We start from the raw sequence: 20,280 nt of genomic DNA on the forward strand, positions 1-20,280 counted from the left end.
CGGCGCCGTCCCCACCATCGGGGCGCGGGCCGTCCTCGTCACATCGAGCGACCTGCCTGCTACAGGCGGCCCATCAGCAGCAGCACGACCAGCACCACCACGATCAGACCCACCACACCACTGGGCGCGTAGCCCCAGCTCCTGCTGTGGGGCCAGGTCGGTATCACTCCGATCAGCACCAGGACCAGGACGATCAGCAATATGGTTCCGATACTCATGTGCTTCTCCTAGGGGTTTCCAATCCTTGCGGGCCCGACGGCCGTGAAGCTCAAGGCCGCACGGCGATCTCGTTCTTCACCGACTTCACGCCCTTGGTGTCGCGCGCGATCGCTTCTGCAGTCGACTTCTCGGCCGGGTTCTTCGCGAAGCCCGAAAGCATGACAGTACCGTTCAGCGTTTCCACGTGGATGCTGCTGGCATCGACTTGCTTGTTCTCGACGAAGCGGCTCTTGATCTCCGTGGTGATCGTGGCGTCGTCGACGTAGGCGCCTGCCGATTCCTGGCCGCGGGTGACGGCGCAGCCGGAGGCGGCCAGCAGGAGCAGCGCGCAAAGGGCTGCGAGAAGAGGACGGCGGGCGTGCATGGTTGACCTCCGATCGTTGGGTCGTTGCTGGATGAACTGTGGTTCTCGAGCCTGTTCAATGTGCGTCAACCGCGGCATCCGCTCTGTTCGCTGGCGCACATTGAGGGTGGGCGCCATTTGCGCTGGATCAATGGCCCGTCGTCCCGATCGGCGTTCACTGGCAGCGTGTGAGCGCGTCGAAGGCCGCTGCGCGTTGCAGGCGGTGGCCTGGATGCGCTCGCATTGCCGAGCACGACGCGAGTACGCTGTGATCATTCGCCCCGGTGCATCGCAGCTTCGCTGCCAGTTGGGGCGGCACGCCGCGCACACGGGAGATAGCACATGGCTGCGACATTCAAGGTGGGCGACCACGTGACCTGGAACTCCGAAGCCGGGACGGTCAGCGGCAGGATCACCAGGGTTCACGTGAGGGACACGGATTACAAGGGATACACCCACCACGCCACCCCCGATGACCCGCAGTACGAAATCCAGAGCGACAAGACCGCGCACGTCGCCATGCACAAGGGTGCAGTGCTGAAGAAGGTGCGCGGTCGAGCGAGTTGAATGCGGCCGACCGACGCGATCCTGTTCACCTTGGACGACTGCAGCGCAGCTGAATCCGGCATCCAACGCTTCTCCATGCAGCATTCGTCCCGACCCGTCTTCCTCAACCTGCTCCAGATCAGGATGCCGGTCGGGGCGCTCGCATCCATCGGCCATCGCGTGTCGGGCGTTCTTCTCGCTGCCGGAATTCCAGCTGCCGTTTACCTGCTCGCCATGTCACTGCGCAGCGAAGCAGGCTTCGAGCACGCGCTTGCGCTTGCCGGCTCGCTCCCGGTGAAAGCCGCCGCCGTTCTGCTGGCGTGGGCACTGGCCCATCATCTGCTCGCCGGAATCCGTCACATGCTGTCCGACATTGGCGTCGGCTCGCCCTTGCTCATCGCGCGCAAGACGGCGTACCTGGTGAATCTCGGCGCGCTTGCTGTTGCCGTCGTGGCCGCGGGTCTGCTGTGGTGAAGAATCAATTCCCCCGCCTCCCCGCGTGGTTCGTCCAGCGTGGCAGCGCCGTGTACATGCTGGCCTTCCTGATCGTCGCCCTCGTTTCGCTGGGTCTTCACCCACGCGTGACCTTCGTGGAGTGGGCCGGGTGGGTTCACCGCCCCGCCGTCAGCGCCGCGGCGGCGGTGTTCTTTCTCGCGCTTTGCAGCCACATGTGGGTCGGGCTTCGCGACGTGTTGATCGACTATGCGAGACCCGCCGCCGTGCGCAACGGCTTGCTCGCCCTGCTTGCGGCCGCACTCGCGGTCCTCGCGGGATGGGTCGTCGTCATCCTGTTCGTTGCAGGCGCCTGATCGCCCGTTGCGGATCTTCCGATGAAACTCTCCATCTCGCGCTACAACCCGGATGAGGATTCCAGGCCCCGCCTGCAGGACTACGAAATCGAGCCCGGTCCCGCCGACCACATGCTGCTCGACGTGATCCTGCGCCTGAAACAGCAGGACCCCACCCTGACACTGCGCAAGTCGTGCCGCGAGGGTGTTTGCGGCTCCGACGCGATGAACATCAACGGGCGCAACGGGCTGGCCTGCATCACGCGCGTGCGCGACCTGAAGCAGCCGGTCGTCCTGCGGCCGCTGCCCGGATTCCCGATCATTCGCGACCTTGTCGTCGACATGACGAACTTCTTCCGGCAATACCACTCGGTCAACCCGTGCCTGGAGAACTTCGACCCGCCGCCCGAAAGGGAAAGGCTGCAGTCGCCGCAGCAGCGCGAAGCGCTCGACGGCGCGTACGAATGCATCCTGTGCGGGTGCTGCAGCAGCCAATGCCCCTCGTATTGGTGGAATCCGGAGAAATTCGTCGGGCCCGCCGGGCTGTTGCAGGCCTATCGATTCATCGTCGACAGCCGCGACCAGGCGACGCGCCAGCGCCTGGACGACCTCAACGATACCTACCGGCTGTTCCGCTGCCGCACCATCATGAACTGCGCGGAAGTCTGTCCGAAGGGACTGGAGCCGTCGCATGCCATCGAGGAGATCCGGATGATGATCGCAGGGCTTCCTGTGCCCCGCGGCGGGCTCGATGTGCATTCCCCCAGACCGCCCCGTTAGCCACGGGGTGACCAGATGATCCACCTGCTCGAACGCGGCCAGCTCGCGAAGAAGTCCCGTCGTCGCGACGCGCGCTGAAGCTCCGACCATGCGCTCGACCGCCCCGGAAGACCCTCCGAATCCGCGCCCACACGATGCCCTGGCGTCGCGCCTCGAAGGCGCGGATGACCGCGTCCGCCTCAGCGAGTGGCTGCCGCCGCAGGCCGGCGTGATCCCCAGGATCAGGATCGGCGAGCGCTGGATCAACGTCCTGTGGCTGTTGCCGCTGGCGTTTGTCTTCCTTGTGTCCGCAGTGGCGGCCGCCCGAGGGCTGCGTGAACTCGAGAGCGTGCGGGAATTTCTGGCGCGGTACCCGGGCGTCCCGGCAACTGCCGCGGTCGTCACCACCGGATTCCCGGCGTGGCTCAGGTCGCTGCATTTCCTGAACCTGTTCCTCATGGTCTTCATCGTGCGCGCCGGCATCCAGATCCTGGCGGACCATCCCCGCCTGTACTGGAAACGCGACTGCACTCCCGGAACCGAGTGGTTCCGCTTCCAGAAGGCCGTGCCGACCGGGCGGATCTGGACGGCCAAGGACGACTCCGTGACCCTGCCGGGGTGGCTGGGTCTTCCGGGCATCCGCCACTCCATCGGGCTCGCGCGGTGGTGGCACTTCTCGACGACCTTGCTGTGGATGGTCAACGGACTCGTGTTCTATGTGCTCCTGTTCGCTACCGGCCAATGGCAACGGCTGGTGCCGAACAGTTGGGAGGTGTTTCCCAATGCGGTATCGACGGCCCTGCAATACCTGTCGCTGACGTTTCCGCCCGAGGAAAGCTGGACGCGCTACAACAGCCTGCAGCAGCTGGCGTATTTCGCCACGGTGTTCATTGCGGCACCGACGTCGATCCTCACCGGCCTGATGCAAAGCCCCGCCATCTCCAACTCGCTCGGGTGGTTCGGGCGCGCCCTGAACCGGCAACGGGCGCGGTCGATCCACTTCATGGCCCTGTGCTGGTTCCTCCTGTTCATCCTGGCGCATGTCACCCTGGTGTTCGTCACGGGCGCACGTGCGAACCTGAACATGATGTTTGCCGGAGTTCGCGATGCATCGTGGAGCGGGTCCCTGGTGTTCGCCCCGGCCATGTTGCTGGTCGCCCTGGCCTGGTGGTGGGCCACGCCGTTCACGCTGGCCCATGCACGCGTGGTGCAGAAAGCCGGGACGTTCATGGCCCGGCCTTTCGGAGCGGTGACCCAGTGGTGGGACGCGACCAGCCAGCTCACCGAAAAGGATATCTCGCCCCACTTCTGGCCCAATGGAACGATGCCCGCCTCGCCGGAATTCGAGGCCCTGCTGGCCGGCGGCTTCGCCGACTACCGGCTGCGGGTCGGCGGCATGGTGCAACAGCCGGCGGAGTTTTCCCTGGCCGACCTGAAGGCGATGCCGCGGCAGGAACAGATCACGACGCACTTCTGCATCCAGGGCTGGTCCGGCGTCGCCAAGTGGGGCGGCGTCCCCATGCGCCACATCATCGAGCTCGTGCAGCCCACGGCACAAGCCCGCTACGCAGTGTTCTATTCACTCGCGGATGGCGGCAGCGGTGGCCGCTACTACGACGTGCAGAGCACATCGAACATGCAGCACGCGTTGTCGCTCCTGGCGTATGAGATGAACGGCGGCCCGCTCACGGTCCTGCACGGCGCGCCCCTGCGCCTTCGCTGCGAGAACGAGCTCGGTTTCAAGATGGTCAAGTGGATCGCGGCCATCGAGTTCGTGGCTGATTACGGCGACCTCGGCTCCGGCCAGGGTGGCTACAACGAAGACCACGAGTTCTATGGGTACCGGACCCCGATCTGAGGCAGAGCTCAGCGGCAGGCTTCCCAAGCTGCGCATCTGCTCGCCGGTGTTGGCGGACGCCGTGAAAATTGTGGAAGCCGGGCCCTTGCGGCGCTGATGAGCCGCAGCGAGCCGGCCCGCCTCGTGTGATACACTTCAACGCGTTGTCCTCGCCGACGTCGACGGGCTGGCCGAACCAAGCCGGATCCTTGTCGCACATGGCCCATGGATACACGCGGCGGAAGGCGGAGCGATCCTCCTGCCCTCCACCACAAACCATTTTCGAAGCAGTGGGTTCTTAGCTCAGTTGGTAGAGCAGCGGACTCTTAATCCGTAGGTCGTAGGTTCGAATCCTACAGGACCCACCACTTACCTCGATAGGACGGGCCTTTCGGGGCTCCACGTTCAGTCCGCCGGTCACGGCGGGTTCTCTGATACCTGGAGTACTCAAATGGCAACGTTCAAACAGTCCAGCGGTGACTGTGCAATGTCTGACAGCATGGCACGAGACCGCGATCTACGGATGCCCCCGGTCGGCGGGAACGCGTCCCAGTTCCCCTTGCGCGACGGCGCGCTGACGGTTCGTGAACTGGTACATCTCTATCTTTCGAGCTATTCCGGCCGCGACAGCAGTCGCATGCAACGGCTTGAATGGTGGGTCGACCGCATCGGAGGGCTCTCGCTCTCTGACTTATCGGATGATCATGTCCATTCCGCTCTGGACGGACTCGCTAAGCAGCCGGCTCGGTACTACATGGGCAAGGACGCAGACGGTCGCTCGATTTTCAAGTCGAAGGGGCGCCCCCTCTCACCGGCAAGCGTGAATCGCTACGCCGCGGCACTGGCGGCCGTTGTTACTTGGGCTATTAAGCGTCGAATCACTCCGAAGGGGTACGCGCATCCCTGCAAAACGGTGGACCGACCGCGAGAGCACAACGAGAAGACTCGATTTCTGACGGAAGAAGAGCGGCATCGGCTGCTGCAGGCTTGCAGGGAGTCGAGGTGGCCGAAGCTATATCTCCTTGTATTGCTAGCGTTGACCACAGGCGCTCGCAAGAGCGAAATTCTTCGCCTCCGCTGGCAAGACATGAACCTGGAACTCCAAGTTGCTTACTGCGCGCGCACGAAAAACGGGGATCCGCGCGGCTTACCCTTGTTGCCTGGAGTCATACAAGAGCTGAATGCTCATCGCGCGAACGCCAAACCTTCAGACCTCGTATTTCCATCACGGAAGAGCCCCGGAAAGCCGTACTCGTACGAGGGTCGCTGGCGCGCCGCACTCCGCACTGCACGCATTCGCGAGTTCCGGTTCCATGATTTACGCCACACCTGCGCATCTATGCTGGCGCAGAACGGCGCCACGCTCTTAGAAATCGCGGACGTGTTGGGCCACAGGCAGCTGCAGGTTACTAAGCGATACAGTCACCTGACTACTCAGCACAAAAGTGCTCTGCTCCATCGCGTTCTTGGTGACATCGCATGATGGGAGGCTTCGATGCAGGTTCTGACTGGGCCAATTGACCTCAGCCGTTTCGTCCCCTTCGGTAGGGCGCCGATCCTGCCGGCCGAAGTACCCGAAGATGACAGGCACCGCGCGGACAACTGGCTGCAGGTGCCTTCCCTCCACAGGCGCCCTGCCCCACCCTATACCGGACTCCGGGGCTACATCGGCCCCCAAGCCGCTGAAGATGCCCAGGAAGAGGCGATCCTGTCTGCGGTGCGCGAGTTGCTCAAACAGGCTCGCGGCTACGTGCGGACCATCGGCCGGTGCCGGAAATCCTGCGAAGACACCGGCATCGATTGGGACGCGCTCACTTCTGATGCTCAAAATCTGTACGTAGAAATTGTTGAGACGCTGGAGGCCGCCGCCGAGGTCCCGAGGCGCGCCGGAGAACGAGTTATGCACTTCGGCCCTGGGTCGGCGCGAGCGAATTTTCTCGCACGCGCGTTCACTCTTTGCCTAGAGTTGCGTCAGCTTCGGCAGTCGGCAGTGGGGCGGAAGCCCCGACCTCCTACGGAAGCAGCAAAGCAGGCGACGCCTGAGGCGGTCGTGAGATTCATACATGAGGATCTCGGGTACGGCCGGAAGGGGGGCCCGAAGTACGAAGTCGCAGTGCGGCAGGCTGCGGAGCATTTCGGATACAGCCCGCGGCACATCGCACGCAAGTTCGCACAGGGCATCCCGAAAAAGTGATGTCATAGCCGTGGCTATGTCATGGCAGAACTGGGCTATGTCTTTGACCAACACACCCGCACTCTGAGATTCTCGAGACGCCGCAATTTGTTGCGGTGGGGCACTGTCAGGCCCGTCTTTTCGAGGATTTGTGAGATGCAGGCCCTGTTGCCGCTCGCCCAATACAGGGAAAGTCGCCAGCACCTTTTCCCATCAGACACGTCACTGGACTGGTTCCTGCGAAGGCATCGAGCAAATCTCGTTCATGCAGGAGCATTGCTCATGGTCGGAGGCCGTTGGCTTGCGTCACCGGGCCACTTCGACTCGTATGTTCTCGAGATCGCACGCGCAAGCGCATTGCTGCGAGCAGATGCGTCGCATCACGCGGGGGAGTGACTAGGGTGGTGACCCGTTCAACGGTGAGAGGCCACGTTCACGCCAGAGGGCCACGCCTGGATCGGATCGCACGCGCAAAAGAATGAGATGAGCATCAAGATCTCTTCCCAATGCTGGCCAATCCGAACTGTGTCTGCGGTCGCAAAGGCTGTTCTGATGTCGATGGCTGATCAAGCTGACGATGCGGGCAGTTGCTGGCCCGCGATAAAGAAGACAGCCGAGCGTACTTGCCTTTCGACAAGGTCGGTCATTCGCGGCATCAAAGAACTCGAGGCAGCCAATCTACTGAGGGCCGATCGATCAAATGGTCGGCACTCGACTTACATCGTCCAGCCTAACGGTTGTCTACAACCGGTGCCATCGGGACACGAGTGCCAAAGCGGCACCTGTGACGCGCAAACTCAATGTCATGCCCCTGAGTCATCCGCCTACTGCCCTACGGTCACTGGAGCGCTGACACCGCGGCACACTAACCATAAGCAACGATCAGGAACCATCAAGGAAACGTCCGCAGTCGACGGTGCCCTCAAAGGCCTTCCGCCACAGCTGCTGCACGACTTTCAACAACTTCGAATCAAGCAAAGGCTACCCATCACAACGACCGTCCTGGAGGGATTCAGGCGAAGCGCTGATCAGGCCGGCATACAGCTGGAAGACGTTATTCGACTGATCACCGAGAACTCTTGGCGTACGTTTAGCGCTAATTGGCTTAATCGACCTGCAGCACCGCCAGGATCAGAACGTACGCACTGGTCGGACAGGCAGTCGGGAGTTGAGCGTCGAGCACAGGAGCTTGGCTTTGATCTGTGGGACCCGGTGCAGGAAGACTGGCCGAAGTACAAAGCTCGGGTAGTGAATGCAGATCGTGACCAACGGACGTCCTCTTCCGCTACTGTCCCTCAACTAACGGTCGTTCCACAGCCAAGGAAGGCAGCATGACGGTGGGATGCCGCCCAGAGCGCAGCAAGTGCGCCATCCTGCGACTTCACTCATCGGCGCGGCGAGGTCCTTAAGGGACTTGCGTGCGCTACCTCCGGCACGCGCACTCTCCGACGCGCTCTCGCGCTCCAACGGCACGCGCAGGAGACGGTAGTCTTCTAACTTCAGGGGGCATGCCTCCAATCTGCAGCCACCTGCTACACGCGGCCGCAGACGAGGAAACCGGGGGCGTTCGCGCTGGGAAAGCGATGCGCTTATGGTGGCGCAGCATGCCACCAAACCGATCGTCTTCATCGGCCGGCTTTACAAACCTGAGAACTACGTGTGCGCGCGCGAGGATGTAGTGTAGTTCATACAAAACGGGGAGTCGAACCAAATCCGGGCTGCACTTCTGAATGGTCATGGGAGTTTGCGAACCGGGGCTGTTGGGGGGGATGGGAGCGAGTTCATCGCTCCTACAGCCCGAGGAGACTGCAACTGGTGCCCGCGCTCCGAGGCGCCCCACAAGCTGCCCTACAAATTGCCCTTGCGCGTGGATCTCGTGGTTTGTTGACATGGGCAGGAGGTTTGCGGTTGGTGTGGAGGAGTCTTGTCGGTCATAAGGCTCCCGTGTCTCTACGCCAGCCCAGCGCGCGGACGAAGGCTCGAACTGCAGGGCGAGGTGTCCGTGGCCCGACGCACTCCCGCCGGGGACGGCTTTCAACGCCCAAAGAGCCGATCCCGACTGATCCGACGACCTGCTGGCATCACTGGCCACAATGCGAACGGACGCATGAACACTCCGGCGGGTGCTGCATAAGCCTCTATCCGGGACGGGGCCATGGGCGCCTAGTCCTGCTCCTATTAGCAAACCGGCCCCGCAGAGCGCCCCACCGCAACGTCACGGATGGGAGTGGCTGGTTAGGTGTCGAGATCCCCGTCGAAATCGAGGAGTGCGTACGCGGGAACACCTAGAGTGGCGGCGAGCCTACAGATATTGATCAACGCGATATTGCGCTGGCCGCGCTCAACCCCGCCGAGATAGCTACGCGCAACGCCGCTCCCCAACGAGAGCTTTTCCTGCGACCAACCGATGCTCTTGCGCAGTTCGGCCAACCTCCGGCCGAACCGCACTTTCACATCGTCTTCCGCAGGGGACCCCATGGCTGGGCATCCTAAAAATCAGAGCACTATCGGTCCACGCTCTATGAGTGACAAACTCGTGCGCGATTGGTATTCTTCTAAGCGCGCCGGATCCGAATCGAAGGCGCCGGGGGATAAACGTGAAGCGCTCGGTGCGTATCGTCATCGCCGCCGCCATTGCTACCGCTGGAACGGCGAACTCAATGTGTTTGAATCCATTCGGCTGCGAGCCGACCACCCGAGCCGAGTGCATTCGCGCAGCATCATCGGCCCGCACGGAATCCGCAGCACGCGCCCAGCTAGCAGCTTGCGATCAGCGCTTCGGTCCCGTCGATTTGGAGCAATGCGAAAGAACCGCTCGCAGCTGGAGTCAGCATCTTCGAATGTCGGGAGGCGTCGAGGCCACATACCCAGGCCGGTACACCGCAGAATCATGTCGAGCGCAGTACCCCCGGACCTTTGCCGCGTCCAGTTGGGTGACGCGCGCGTACTGCATCGCCCACGCGCCGCGGCTCAGGGATGCTCGAATCGAAGTAGACCCAGTTTCCGGCGAGTCGGCGGCGATGCGCAAGGCGCGCCAAGACTCAGACCTAACCGATTTAAGTCCGTGGGGCGTCGCGCAAGTTCTTCACCAGGTCTACTATTCGGACCTACCATTGCGCCAAGTGGCTGAGGCGCTCTGGATCGACTCACCACCGGATCCGCTCTCGGTGCTGAAAGTTTGTGAGGCTCTCACCAAATAGCGTCTGCACTCCGCAGAAGCAACCGTCAGATCAGAAATTGTTGGCCGAGCGGCTAGGATGTTCTTGAAGCGGAAGGCTGGCCACCATGTAGCGTCGGAGCGAGAGCTTCGCATCGCGCAGATGCAAGACATGCCCAATGTGGAGCCAACGATGACACTGGAAGAGATGCAGCAGGCTACGCTGGACTTTTGGAGGACGAACTTCCCCCGCAGCATGCGTGCCATGAGCAGGGAACAGATGCTCACGCAATCCAGGGCCTGCGCGCGCCTGACGCGGGCGGAGATGGACAGCCTCAAGGCAGTGGGCCTGGACGAAGCGACGCGTGGACGGAAGCCCGAAACCTCTACTGTCTGGCACCGCCGCCGACCCTGAGCACCCCGCCGAAATTCCCCCGCTCCCCGACGGCGCGCTAAAGCTGCGAGCACGGCGAGCGCCCGCCTGCACTCGCTGCTGAGAACCCCGGCAACGTCACGATCATCTACATCGTCGCAATCGCCACGGGCACGCCCGACGCCTACGAAGTGAGCGTGCGCTCGACGCACGAGATCGACGTCATGTGCGATGCATATCGCATGCTCAGCCCGAGCATGAGACGCGGCACGTCGTCGAGAAGCAGACCGTGGAGGTGATCGGAATGATCACCTAGCCTGAGGTGAACCTCACTGATATCTCTCGCTAACGTGGGACTAGCGCCGCCGCGTGCTGGAGCACGCCGTCAGGTCGATGCAATCACGCACGGGCAACCATGAACAAGAGCTTTGCAGTCAACGCGGATGTCAAGTTCCCGGCGGCACCATTGGGACGAAGCTTCCAGCATCCAGCACCACATCTTCGCTAGCGACAGCGACGATGCACTGCAGCAGGTGCACGCCCTGGTCGGGGCGACGGGGGCAAGGTCACCAAGGTGAACGCCTGCCGCGGCGCCGACAAGCCTTGAGGGCCATCCAATGAATACGCCCATGTTAGGTGCTTATGGGCATCATCCTCGCGAAGGTCATCTAGGTGCTGGCGCGAGTCGCGGGATATACAGGATCCTAGCGGTTGGAGGCTAGGCGGTTGCGCTCGAAGTAGCAGGACTGGGGAAGAATGCAGATCTGACCGACCAATAGGTTTCAGCCATGCCCAATCCATATGGAAAGCCCGCGCTGGGGATGAAGTGTCCACATTGCGGGAGCATTGACCACCATCCCGTGGCTTCGACGGATCCGGCTGTCTACACGTACTCCCCTCCGATGAACCCGACAGTTGGTGAGATCACGTTCCGAAGACGAGCAAAGATTTGCGAGGCATGTGGCGTGCACTTCCAAACCGCGGAGATGGCCGACTGGGATCTCGGACTGATGCAGCGTGAGATCGAGCGCCTGAGCGCCCTCTTTGAGGCCCGCGATGTTCAGTTGAAGCGCCTACTGGAGAGCATTGAAAATCTCTCTCAGGTGGCAAACGGAATGCGCCGAGCGGGCTAGGCGTCTGAATCCCCCGCATCTGGCAACGCCGCTCGGTCAACCGTGGCATCCCTGCCTTGCCAAGCGATCATCGGATCAACAATCCGTCGGCTCTGACGCCGCAGGACTCCGCCTGCATGTCAGCACTGGCGCGGCCTGCGGGACCGGGACCACTGGGGCCGCGACCCATCAGCGGGCCCATCACTTCATGTGCGACACCTCGCGTGCGTGCGCGTACCGAGCTCGAAATCGCGAGAGATCAAATAACGCCACCGGAATGTTGAGGGTCTCTGCGCGGCAGCCGCATGTTCCGGCGTGTGGACGCACTTGGCTAAGCAACGGGCCGGGCGCCGTCACTGGGGGGTGCCTCCTCAGCGTCGCCGGCGTCCGTCTCTGCGTCGAGGAACCCGTTGTGCATTAACCATCGGGTGTACCTATCGCAGAATTCCAGCCGCAACTCTTCCTCCGGGAGCTCCCCCAGCCGAGCCAAGTCAGGCGCCGCCGCACAGAACTCGAGAATCTGCGACCGGGTCATTTTGCAGTCGTTGTAGACAGCCTTAAACAGGTCAAACGGGGTGTCGACCTCGGGCGGCAAATCAATAAGGGCGCCGAAAAATGACTGAGGGTGATGCCGATACGCGGCGAGCTCCATGGCGCTCAGCGAATCCTGAAACACCCTTTCGTCGCCCTCTCGAAGCCGGAACCGGAGTTCGACCACCGCCGATTCTTCATCGACGTAGGCGAATTCGAGCAGACCAGTGCAATCCAACCCGAATCTATTCAGGTCGTATTGTTCGCCGATTAACCATCGTCGCTCGATCTGACCAAACGCCACCTCGGGCACTTCGCCGTCAAAAGTCGCGGGGACTTGGTAGTTCTTGAATGCGTCGCGTAGGGCTAGAACTTCAGCGTGGCGCTGTTCCGCCTTGAACTGCTCGATCAGGGTAGGGAACCATGTCGTACCAAAGTCCGGCACCTTGAAGCCCTCGGCCACCATCAAACGCTTGATGGCCGTGCCTGTTAGGGTTTGGTGATACGGATGATTGGTTACGCAGACATAAGCGGCCGGGGCAGGCTTGCCCCCTAACGTCAGCGCTTCCCGCCCTCGGATCGCTTTTGACACCTCTTCCACGAGCTGTTTGGACGGAATATCCTCGCTGCTCAGTTCAATGAACACGATGCGCTCGTGCTCAGTATGCTTTCTCAGCGCATCCACAAGCTGATTCCCAACGTCAGTGTGAGCCTTGCCTGGCTGGCGGGCCTTTGCCTCTACCGCGAACACCCGGCCGGACGGCGCAGTCGCGTTGAATTCGCAGTTGCGCGACTTACCCGACACTTCATCGAGCAACGTCAGCTTGAAGCCGGCCAAAATGCACCAGCTCGCCACCATCGCTTCGTAGTAGGCGCCGTTGAATTGATCTCTGTGCTTTAGGCGATCGATCAGACGCCGCTGCAGTTCAGCGTTGTGCTTCAACAGGTAGAGGTTGTACGCAAGCGTCTGCAATGCCACCCCAGCTCCGGTCATGTCCGTGTAGCGCGTCTTCCGCGGTTCTGCCGACCCCGCGCTCATCTGTTCCACCCACAGCGACTCCCACCGGAGAAGGACGTGCCGTTCGGGCTCGGGTTTTTTCTCCTCCGCCTCCCTCCATTCCCCTCCGAAGCAGTGCCAGAGGTAAGACCACAAGAATTCATGGAACGTGCGCCACACGCCGAGGAGCACGGCGTTGCCCACGCTAACGCCCCGATAACCGTACAGCTCGGCAGTGTTAATACTGCGGCCCCTGCCTTGGCTGGCCACCCGCCGCTCCTCTGCGACGTGCCTGCGGGTTATGGTCTGGCCCATGTCAGGCGGCAGCGGTCGAACCGCCACGCTGGGTTGATCCAGACGCCCGTGGCAGTGCTTGTATCTCGTCCCACTACCGCAGGGGCAGGGATCGTTCCTCCCGATTCGTTTGGATTGAGGTTGCATTAGCGGAGCTCGGAAGTGCTTCGGACTCGATCTCCAGCTCGCCGGCCATGGCCGCTACCATGCGCCCGGGATTGAGTAACGCTTGATTTGTTCAAAAAGACCAGCACAGGGTCGCCCACCAGCTGTGACAGCGTATCAGTGAATAAAGGTTGAGTGCACCGGCCTTTCCTACGGCAGGCATCGCGGCGGTGCGTCTGTTGAAGCCGGCACGCCAGCGGAACACCCAGCGGACGGACGGAGAGTGCGCCCGCCAGTGAACGGCAGACCGTACTGCAGCCGTGCCGGTGATCGCGCAGGTGGAAAGACCAAGCCGCTGTGAGCGCAACAAGACGAGACGCTCATGGAATCGACGGACTCAGAATCCCTCGGGCACACCGCTCGGGAGCTGAGGAGGATCTACTTGAGCGAGTGGCCCGTCGCTCCAAGGCTGCTGGTGGCCCGGCGTCTGGCCTGGGACGTTTCGCTCAGAGGCTGGACACGGCAAAGCACCTCATAGCAGACGTTCACCGACGCCTTACGCAGGGTCAATCGAAGAGTAAGGGCTATCCCACATGCATCCGGGCGCGCGCGCGGCGGCCTCTATTTCACCGTGGCGATGAAGTCGTACACGCGGCCTCGGTCGTCCGCGCACACGCCTCCACCAGAAGCGCCTTGGCCGCTCATGTCGCAGCGCAGGCCCGTGCCGTCCGTGCACGTGAGCATGGCCTTCAGGTACTGCGTGCCGATGCTGTGCACTGTGCCCAGCCCGGTGCCGACGCCGCCGCGGGTGTTCGCTCCGTAGGTTGTCACCAGCCCGAAGGTGTCGGTCGAACCGACCCTCGCGACCGGCCCGGTGCACGTAATGCCCCCGGCCATATTCATGGTCATCGTGCCTTGGCCCCCCGCGCCGCGCAATTCCCCCGCCAGCACTTGGCCGCTATCGCGGGGCATCATAGTTACGTGGTAGGCACAGCCAGCAAGGGACGTTGCGGCAAAGAATGCGGCGAATTGAATGGCTTTGGCAGCCTTCATGATCTCTCCCTCCTTTCGGCACATTCTGCGCTAAACGAGATTGGCTAGGCGCTCCAGCATCAGAACTTCGCGCCCGTGCTCGTCCCACGCTCCCATAATCAGTCGCACCTTTCCCGGCGGGGGCTTCCGCCCGGACTCCGCCGAACTGCACTCCACCCGCCGTCACCTTCCAAGCAGCCGACAGTTCTTCCTTTCAAAGGAACTCTTGGCCAGCATTAGCTTCATTTCGTCACGGTTCACACGCCCATCCGTCGCGAGCACGTCCTTGAGCGCTTCGTGTTCGGCAGCTGCATAGATCCTGCCCAGCATGAAGTCTGCACTCGGCCCTTGAAGCAGAAGTCCCATGATCCAAGGAACTTCGGATTTGAAGTCATCTTCCTGGATCTGGTGTGCCCGCACGGCGGCGATGAAGCGCTTGCCGGCGTTGTAGCCGTAGAGGAATAGCCTCTCCTGTTCCGCTGAATCGCTCACTTCCGACGCCAAGGATGTGCATTCGAAGGCAGCCCACACGGCTCTGGCCAGCATTGCATTGTCTCTGGACGTCTCGGCAGGGAGCGCTTGCGCGACGCACGTGCTGAGAAGCGCGACAGCAATGTTCCGGTTGAACATGGGCAGCTCCATAAACCAGTGGTTGCGGCTGCACTCTATTCCGAAAGCTGCTGGATTAGCTCAGGGGATTGCGAGCACAGGGCGGCTACCCGCTGCGACTTGATTCAGAACCTGTGAAGAGCCGGTATTTCTCGGCAGCGAACGAGGCACAGAGAACGAACACCCGCCCGTGGTGGGCTACTTGGGATCTCAGAGAAACTGAACGCCCAGACAGGCACAGCGCTTTACGATTCCTGCAATGCAAGCAAGTTGTTATCGCGGCGTCAGGACGGACAGCTTTCCCGAGTTACTCACCAGGAGAGTGGCATTCCCCTGCCCATCCTTGTCTCCGACCAAAGCCTTGACGGTCCAGCCTGTAGGGGTGGCGAGCGCCGGCAGGGAATAGAAAGGCAGACTCCAACCGCCAGCGCCGTCGCCGCGTCGAATTTGAACGGGTGAGATGAACGAGCCACCGACGGCGTCCACTCTGCCGTCTCCATCAATGTCGGAAAAGGCGTAGTCGAACGGAGCGTCCATACTCGAATACGTCGGATCTCCATCGAACTTACCGGGCGCTGTGGAGAGTAGAGTTGCGAAGGTGCGTCCGCCGGTGACATACAGCAGATCAAGTCGACCATCGCCGTTCACGTCCGCAAGGTGTGCAATGGGTTCGGACGACCAGCCACTCGTCATCGGCTTGAGCCAGTTGGCTACATTGCTGTAGTCGGCTGCGCCTGCCCCGAGCGCAATCGACAGCGTCCAAGAAGGGGAGTTGGGGCCGATTGCGAGAAGGTCCTTCACACCGTCCCCATCCAGATCGCCAACGGCCACGGTGCGCCCTTGGTACGCATACGGAAGCGTGGGCATGACTCGCGTGAACGCTCCCGTCCGACTGCCGAAGAAAGCGGTGGCGTCCATGTGCAGCGTCACCAGGTCAGTCCACCCGTCTCCATTAAAGTCGCCAATCCACAGCGCTGGGAAAGCGCCCGTGAGGAGTTGCACGCTCTGGGGTGGATCAAAAGTGAAGTCGGATCTGGCGAGGTAGATCATCACCTTCGAGCTGCCCGAAAAGTCGTGCAGGAGCAGGTCCGTTCGGCCATCGCCGTTCACATCGCCCGTTGCCGCAACGAGAATGGGTCCTTGCGCAAACTCGCTCGAGCGGACGTAGCTTCCATCCGCCTGCTGAAAGTAGACGTACAGCTTGGAGGGAATGAATTGACTGCCAGAGCCAACTTCAACCACCAAGTCCGTCCTGCCGTCCCCATTTAAAATCGCCGACCGCGTGCAAGGTGGCATTCGCTGCCTCAAGAACCGTCGCCTTGTACGTCGCTTGCGAAGTGATCTGCACCGAATCGGTCGTGGCAATGCCCGCCGAGTCCTTTACAGTCACTTCCGCGATGAACGTGCCTACTGCATCAGCAAAGAATGTCGGAGCCTGCGTCGCCATGCCAGTGATCGCGGCGTTGCTTCCATTCGGCTTGGATTTCAGCGTCCAGGAGTAGGTCACCGGCCCACCATCGGCGGCCGCGCTTCCGGCAGCGTTGAGCGACACAACAGATCCGACCCTCAACGCCTGGTCTACCCCGCCATTGCAATAGGCGCTACAGGTGAAGGCGGGTTTGAGGTCGGGGACCCACTCGGGGTGGTGGGCGTTGTCTGCGGCACTGGGTTCTCAGAGCTGCTGGTCTGGCTTCCGGCACCCCCTCCTCCTCCGCACCCCATAAGCACAATGGCGGTACACACGAGCGCGACAAACAGTTTTCGAGATCTCACGGCACAACACCTCCGCGTCTGAATGTACAAGCTAGCGCACGCTCCGCCGACGATCTGCCATGTTCCACGCCCTTTGGCGGAAGCAGATAGGTTTAGACCCGCAGCCATGTACACCAAAACGCTCACCGGCCAAGGCGACAGATGAGCGACGGAAACCTCGAACCAAGGAGGAATCCCTGCACCTGGCCGGAAGCAGAGATACTGAGCGGACTACAAATCCGCGGTCCCGCGTACTCATTCCATTTTCGAACCGGAGAGGCAATTCGCCAATCGGTACGCTTTCGAGCTGAAGGAGTCGTCAAGGTGAAAGGGCGCCTGGTTCCGATTGAGGACACTTGCGCTGCCGAGCGTCCGCTGATTCGTCAACAAGGAACAGGGCCCGCATTGCGGGACATCCTGAGCGGGTTGAAATCCAGGCAGCGCGCGTAGAACTCGCGCAGCTCTGAGCCGCCATCTCCATTGGGGAGGCCCGCCAGCACATCTTCCCATGACAACAGGCCAAGCTCGATGCGCCGGAGCGCCGGCTCAAAGACCTCAGCGAGCCAACCGTCATGGACACCTTCATAGGCCCGGCAGCGCTTACTTACCTTCGCACTGATGCTGTCCCGACTGATAAGCTCCCCGAAAACGCCCGCGCCGATCTGCTCCTTGGGAGCCAGGACGAAGAAGGCAGGCCGCTGCAGTTGCGGCGCGACGTGGGCGATGCAGGCCACGTTGCGTGCTGCCTGATCGTAATCCGGAGAGTTGCGAGTGCCGGCTGAGAGCGGGCTTCCCAGCTTGGCTTCGATGACGATCAGCTGCGTGGCATCCGGCCGCAGCACCAGGTCGCCTCGGGCCGGCCGCACGTCGAAATGCCCCACCACACCGTCAGCGTGCGTGAAGCCCTCCCCGAGGGGATCGCCGCGGCGAGTGGGCAGGAATCGTGAGGCCAGCAGCACCTCGGACGCCCAGCGCGCACCGGCGACCGGCGAGAGAACGTGATTGATCCCCGGATGGCGCTGCAGCCAATCCAACACTAGGCGCAGCATCCAGCCTTCGTTGTACAGCTCGGTGGCCGGCAGGGGCGAATCTGGCTCACCGCACTGCGACAGGATCCGGCTCACGGCTTCGATCACGGCGGTTCTCCTCGCGAAAAGGGAAGCCTAGCGCGAAATAGAAACAGATGGCGAGGGGATTGCCAGCGAACCCTCCGTGCTGCCGTGACGGCAACTTTCTAACAGCGGCGGCCGTGGCGCAATCCACCGACCGCCGGAGTATCAATCCGCACGGCGCTCTTTCGCACGGGGAACACGTCGGGATGGGGAAGGAGAACGCGCCCTGACAGCCGTGAGTTCTCAGCTCGTCACCGCCAGGTCCCGGCAAGCCTCCTAGCCGCTGTGTCACTGTACCCGCGAAGATCTGAGCCACCCCTTTGGTGCAACAACTGGCCCCGATCACCGACGCTCTGATCACCCAAGTGCAACTCCCCACATCGTCAGCGCTGCCCTGCCGGGCGAGCGAAAGCCCAAGGAGGCTTTATTGAGGAGATCGAATATGGAATGTAATACCCGCGCGCGTCGACGAAGATCGTCGTGCAGTCGTGAGGCTCAGGTTCGAAAACGAAGGCGGCACTCTGCCCTTTCTCCAAAACCACTGGCCAGGCAGTCATGGGTTTGTCATCTCGAACGGCTTCGATCACCTCACGTGCACCGTCCTGGCCTTCGCAGACGACTTTGAGATCCTCTAGGTGTGTTGTCTCCGGCTCGCTTTCGACGATTTGAAGTCTGGATGGCCAGTAAGCCAGATGAAGCCGGTTACTGCCCGCTTTAGCCAGAGAGTCTCGGCCAGTGAGGATCTTGCCAACTTGCACCATTGGCGCGTTCAAACCTTCCATGTACACACGCGGACAGCTGCCACCCTCAAACTCCGCAGTTATGTAGGTGGCTCCCGCTTTGACCTGCTCGACGGGATACTTAACGTTGTTCACAACCATCCCGGTGAGCTTCACACTGCTAGTAATTCCCGGACTAACCCTTGTGTCTATCGCGGGTGCAACTCCATAGCGTGCGAAGAGTGTCGCCGGCTTCATCCTGAATATTTCGCTGCCCTTTTGGTCAGCACCCGGCTGGTCGGACTGTGCACCTGGTTCGGAGCCACCGGAAGCCGCTGCTGCTGGGCCCGTAGCCTCCGGCTTGACGAATACAAGGTCACCGACAAAACTCACTTCCTGGTCCGGATAGCCCTCCGTGTGCTTCAGCCGCTGCCGTGGGATGGTCTTGGCGATCTCCGGAGTCCCCGCACGGGCCCCTGCCTCAAAAGTGAGGTTTAGGGGGACGACGAGTCGCTCCTCTGGAGCCAAGGTACCGTCGCCGACTCGGCCTAGAGTGGTTTCCTTCTGACCTGCCCGGGCTGAGAGCGGTCCAAACGTTTGCTCCTGCTCGATTTTCGAAATCCGGATCGGCTTACCACCTATTGGCTCGATTACAGCCACTCGCAAGCTCAACCGCGGAAGGATTGCAGTCAGCGCCCAACCCCCTTCGCCGCACCCCGCGTCCTTGAAGTAGGCGAGCAACGGAATACGGAACGGCCCGCAAGCTGCGCTTACATGCTTCAAGAAATCATCCTTCTCAGCTGCCCCATGGCTCACGAGGTCCGCGACTTCGGAGCACGTAGCATCCCGAGAGAAAAGCAAGCTGCTGGCTGGAAACTCGCCCGATTTTAGCCCGCTGTCGATCTCGTTTGGAGTGGCCTGCTCGCGAAAAGAAACGACCCAATCGCGCGAAGTCCATGGCTTTTGTTCGTCGATAAAAGGAACGGGCTCAAGATCAATATCCTCGCTCGCTGCGTAGGGTAAGAGTGCAACATTCTTCGGCAGCTCGGCGAGCTGCTTTTGGCTAAGGGCCTCCGACCTGAACTCGTAGCCGGGGTCCATCCCACTCTGAGCAAATTCATTGTGTAGCTCGCGCAGCTCCGCATACACAGCGTTCTGCCACACGACCGGTCGACCCCCGAGAACCTCCTGCAGGTGTGCGTCGAGCTTTCCTATCAGCAGGAATGAGATGCCATGACCCGAGATGTCGAAGTAACGAACGCGAAACGATGGCGGAGGTGTCTCCTGGGGCCGTTGGGCCTCCGAGAACTTGTGCCAACCATCAAAGACGCTAAAGGCCGTCGTTGCCGTGGCAGCTACGGCAGCCAAGAGAATCACGACAGGGTGTCGCTTCAAACGGGAAATTAGCCTTGTGATCCGGCTCTGAGCGGGTTCTGTCATGTGTTTCCTCCGCTTTGCCGTGGAAGACACGGCAATACGCACCACTAACGTCCCAAAGCATTCAGCTCACGTGAAGTCCGCGACCTAGACGCACAGCACGCAGGGCTCCTCGACAAGAAATCGAGCTGTTCCGTCGTTCCCCCAAGCACAGCGCCGGAGATAGTGAACTTCTTGTGTATTCCGGTCAATGAACTCCGGGCTTGAATCCTCCTTTAGGAGGACACACCGGAGCTCGGCGAATGCCTGGCGTCGGTTGAGGCCGCAGCTGGCAGGACCCGCGCTCGTAGTCGTCGAAGTATTGAGCCCGGTCTGCTCGCACTGGAGGTGAAGCTCGGCAGACGCTCGCTAAAGCTACGGCCGTGACCCTCGTCCGCGAGCCCGG

At 61.6% G+C, this 20,280-nt stretch carries 18 protein-coding genes, 1 tRNA gene and 2 pseudogenes; 10 read left to right on the forward strand and 11 right to left on the reverse strand.

The features are described from left to right. Positions 1-59: 59 nt before the first annotated feature. On the reverse strand, positions 60-218 hold the full coding sequence (locus tag JJB11_RS12065) for a DUF3309 family protein (RefSeq protein WP_201171025.1): 159 nt from the start codon (positions 216-218) through the stop codon (positions 60-62). Between the two features lie 50 nt (positions 219-268). Next, positions 269-583 (reverse strand): BON domain-containing protein, encoded by a 315-nt coding sequence (locus tag JJB11_RS12070; protein ID WP_201171644.1) that lies wholly within the window; start codon positions 581-583, stop codon positions 269-271. Between the two features lie 321 nt (positions 584-904). Here JJB11_RS12070 and JJB11_RS12075 point away from each other — a divergent pair, with 321 nt between their 5' ends. From JJB11_RS12075 to JJB11_RS26655, 9 genes are all read left to right on the forward strand, one after another. After that, complete coding sequence (locus tag JJB11_RS12075; RefSeq protein WP_201171027.1) at positions 905-1,129, forward strand: hypervirulence associated TUDOR domain-containing protein; 225 nt, start codon at positions 905-907, stop codon at positions 1,127-1,129. Further along, positions 1,130-1,582 carry a succinate dehydrogenase, cytochrome b556 subunit gene (sdhC, locus tag JJB11_RS12080; RefSeq protein ID WP_201171029.1) on the forward strand — a complete coding sequence of 151 codons (453 nt, stop codon included), beginning with the start codon at positions 1,130-1,132 and terminating at the stop codon, positions 1,580-1,582. It begins immediately after the preceding gene. Then, positions 1,579-1,917 (forward strand): succinate dehydrogenase, hydrophobic membrane anchor protein, encoded by a 339-nt coding sequence (gene sdhD / locus JJB11_RS12085; RefSeq protein ID WP_340643149.1) that lies wholly within the window; start codon positions 1,579-1,581, stop codon positions 1,915-1,917. The genes sdhC and sdhD overlap by 4 nt, the downstream gene beginning before the upstream one ends. Positions 1,918-1,938: 21 nt before the next feature. Next, a complete protein-coding gene (locus JJB11_RS12090; protein WP_201171034.1) occupies positions 1,939-2,676 on the forward strand; it encodes a succinate dehydrogenase iron-sulfur subunit in 738 nt (245 codons plus the stop codon). A gap of 88 nt (positions 2,677-2,764) precedes the next feature. Further along, a complete protein-coding gene (locus tag JJB11_RS12095; protein ID WP_201171037.1) occupies positions 2,765-4,513 on the forward strand; it encodes a molybdopterin-dependent oxidoreductase in 1,749 nt (582 codons plus the stop codon). 271 nt (positions 4,514-4,784) lie between these two features. Continuing rightward, positions 4,785-4,860: transfer RNA gene (locus JJB11_RS12100), tRNA-Lys, on the forward strand. Between the two features lie 83 nt (positions 4,861-4,943). Then, complete coding sequence (locus JJB11_RS12105; protein ID WP_201171048.1) at positions 4,944-5,975, forward strand: tyrosine-type recombinase/integrase; 1,032 nt, start codon at positions 4,944-4,946, stop codon at positions 5,973-5,975. 12 nt (positions 5,976-5,987) lie between these two features. Further along, on the forward strand, positions 5,988-6,686 hold the full coding sequence (locus tag JJB11_RS12110; protein ID WP_201171050.1) for a hypothetical protein: 699 nt from the start codon (positions 5,988-5,990) through the stop codon (positions 6,684-6,686). A gap of 462 nt (positions 6,687-7,148) precedes the next feature. Then, positions 7,149-8,000, forward strand: coding sequence for a helix-turn-helix domain-containing protein (locus JJB11_RS26655; protein WP_201171053.1), 852 nt, complete (start codon positions 7,149-7,151; stop codon positions 7,998-8,000). Between the two features lie 900 nt (positions 8,001-8,900). Here the strand turns inward: JJB11_RS26655 and JJB11_RS12120 are convergent. After that, positions 8,901-9,143, reverse strand: coding sequence for a helix-turn-helix domain-containing protein (locus tag JJB11_RS12120; protein WP_201171056.1), 243 nt, complete (start codon positions 9,141-9,143; stop codon positions 8,901-8,903). Between the two features lie 2,038 nt (positions 9,144-11,181). On the opposite strand from JJB11_RS12120, the gene JJB11_RS12125 reads away from it, so the two are divergent. Further along, the gene (locus JJB11_RS12125; RefSeq protein WP_201171059.1) at positions 11,182-11,328 is read left to right on the forward strand and encodes a hypothetical protein; all 147 of its coding nucleotides are present in this window, start codon (positions 11,182-11,184) and stop codon (positions 11,326-11,328) included. A 310-nt stretch (positions 11,329-11,638) separates the two neighbouring features. On the opposite strand, the gene JJB11_RS12130 is transcribed toward JJB11_RS12125, so the two are convergent. The 8 genes and pseudogenes from JJB11_RS12130 to JJB11_RS12160 form a co-directional block, all read right to left on the reverse strand. Continuing rightward, a complete protein-coding gene (locus JJB11_RS12130; RefSeq protein WP_242528933.1) occupies positions 11,639-13,105 on the reverse strand; it encodes a hypothetical protein in 1,467 nt (488 codons plus the stop codon). A gap of 84 nt (positions 13,106-13,189) precedes the next feature. Beyond that, positions 13,190-13,270: pseudogene (locus tag JJB11_RS26660) on the reverse strand (SEC-C metal-binding domain-containing protein); the annotation flags it as partial. Positions 13,271-13,855: 585 nt separating this feature from the next. After that, positions 13,856-14,287 (reverse strand): hypothetical protein, encoded by a 432-nt coding sequence (locus JJB11_RS12135; protein ID WP_201171071.1) that lies wholly within the window; start codon positions 14,285-14,287, stop codon positions 13,856-13,858. A 162-nt stretch (positions 14,288-14,449) separates the two neighbouring features. Then, positions 14,450-14,896, reverse strand: coding sequence for a hypothetical protein (locus JJB11_RS12140; RefSeq protein WP_201171073.1), 447 nt, complete (start codon positions 14,894-14,896; stop codon positions 14,450-14,452). A 252-nt stretch (positions 14,897-15,148) separates the two neighbouring features. After that, on the reverse strand, positions 15,149-16,117 hold the full coding sequence (locus JJB11_RS12145; protein WP_201171075.1) for an FG-GAP-like repeat-containing protein: 969 nt from the start codon (positions 16,115-16,117) through the stop codon (positions 15,149-15,151). Further along, positions 16,110-16,448, reverse strand: a pseudogene (locus tag JJB11_RS12150) (PKD domain-containing protein); the annotation flags it as partial. The gene JJB11_RS12145 and the pseudogene JJB11_RS12150, both read right to left, overlap by 8 nt. Before the next feature lie 562 nt (positions 16,449-17,010). After that, positions 17,011-17,763 carry a hypothetical protein gene (locus JJB11_RS12155; protein ID WP_201171077.1) on the reverse strand — a complete coding sequence of 251 codons (753 nt, stop codon included), beginning with the start codon at positions 17,761-17,763 and terminating at the stop codon, positions 17,011-17,013. 359 nt (positions 17,764-18,122) lie between these two features. After that, the gene (locus JJB11_RS12160; protein ID WP_201171080.1) at positions 18,123-19,898 is read right to left on the reverse strand and encodes a hypothetical protein; all 1,776 of its coding nucleotides are present in this window, start codon (positions 19,896-19,898) and stop codon (positions 18,123-18,125) included. Positions 19,899-20,280: the final 382 nt, after the last annotated feature.

The organism is Ramlibacter ginsenosidimutans (assembly GCF_016654015.1).
Classification (GTDB): Bacteria; Pseudomonadota; Gammaproteobacteria; order Burkholderiales; family Burkholderiaceae_C; genus Ramlibacter; species Ramlibacter ginsenosidimutans.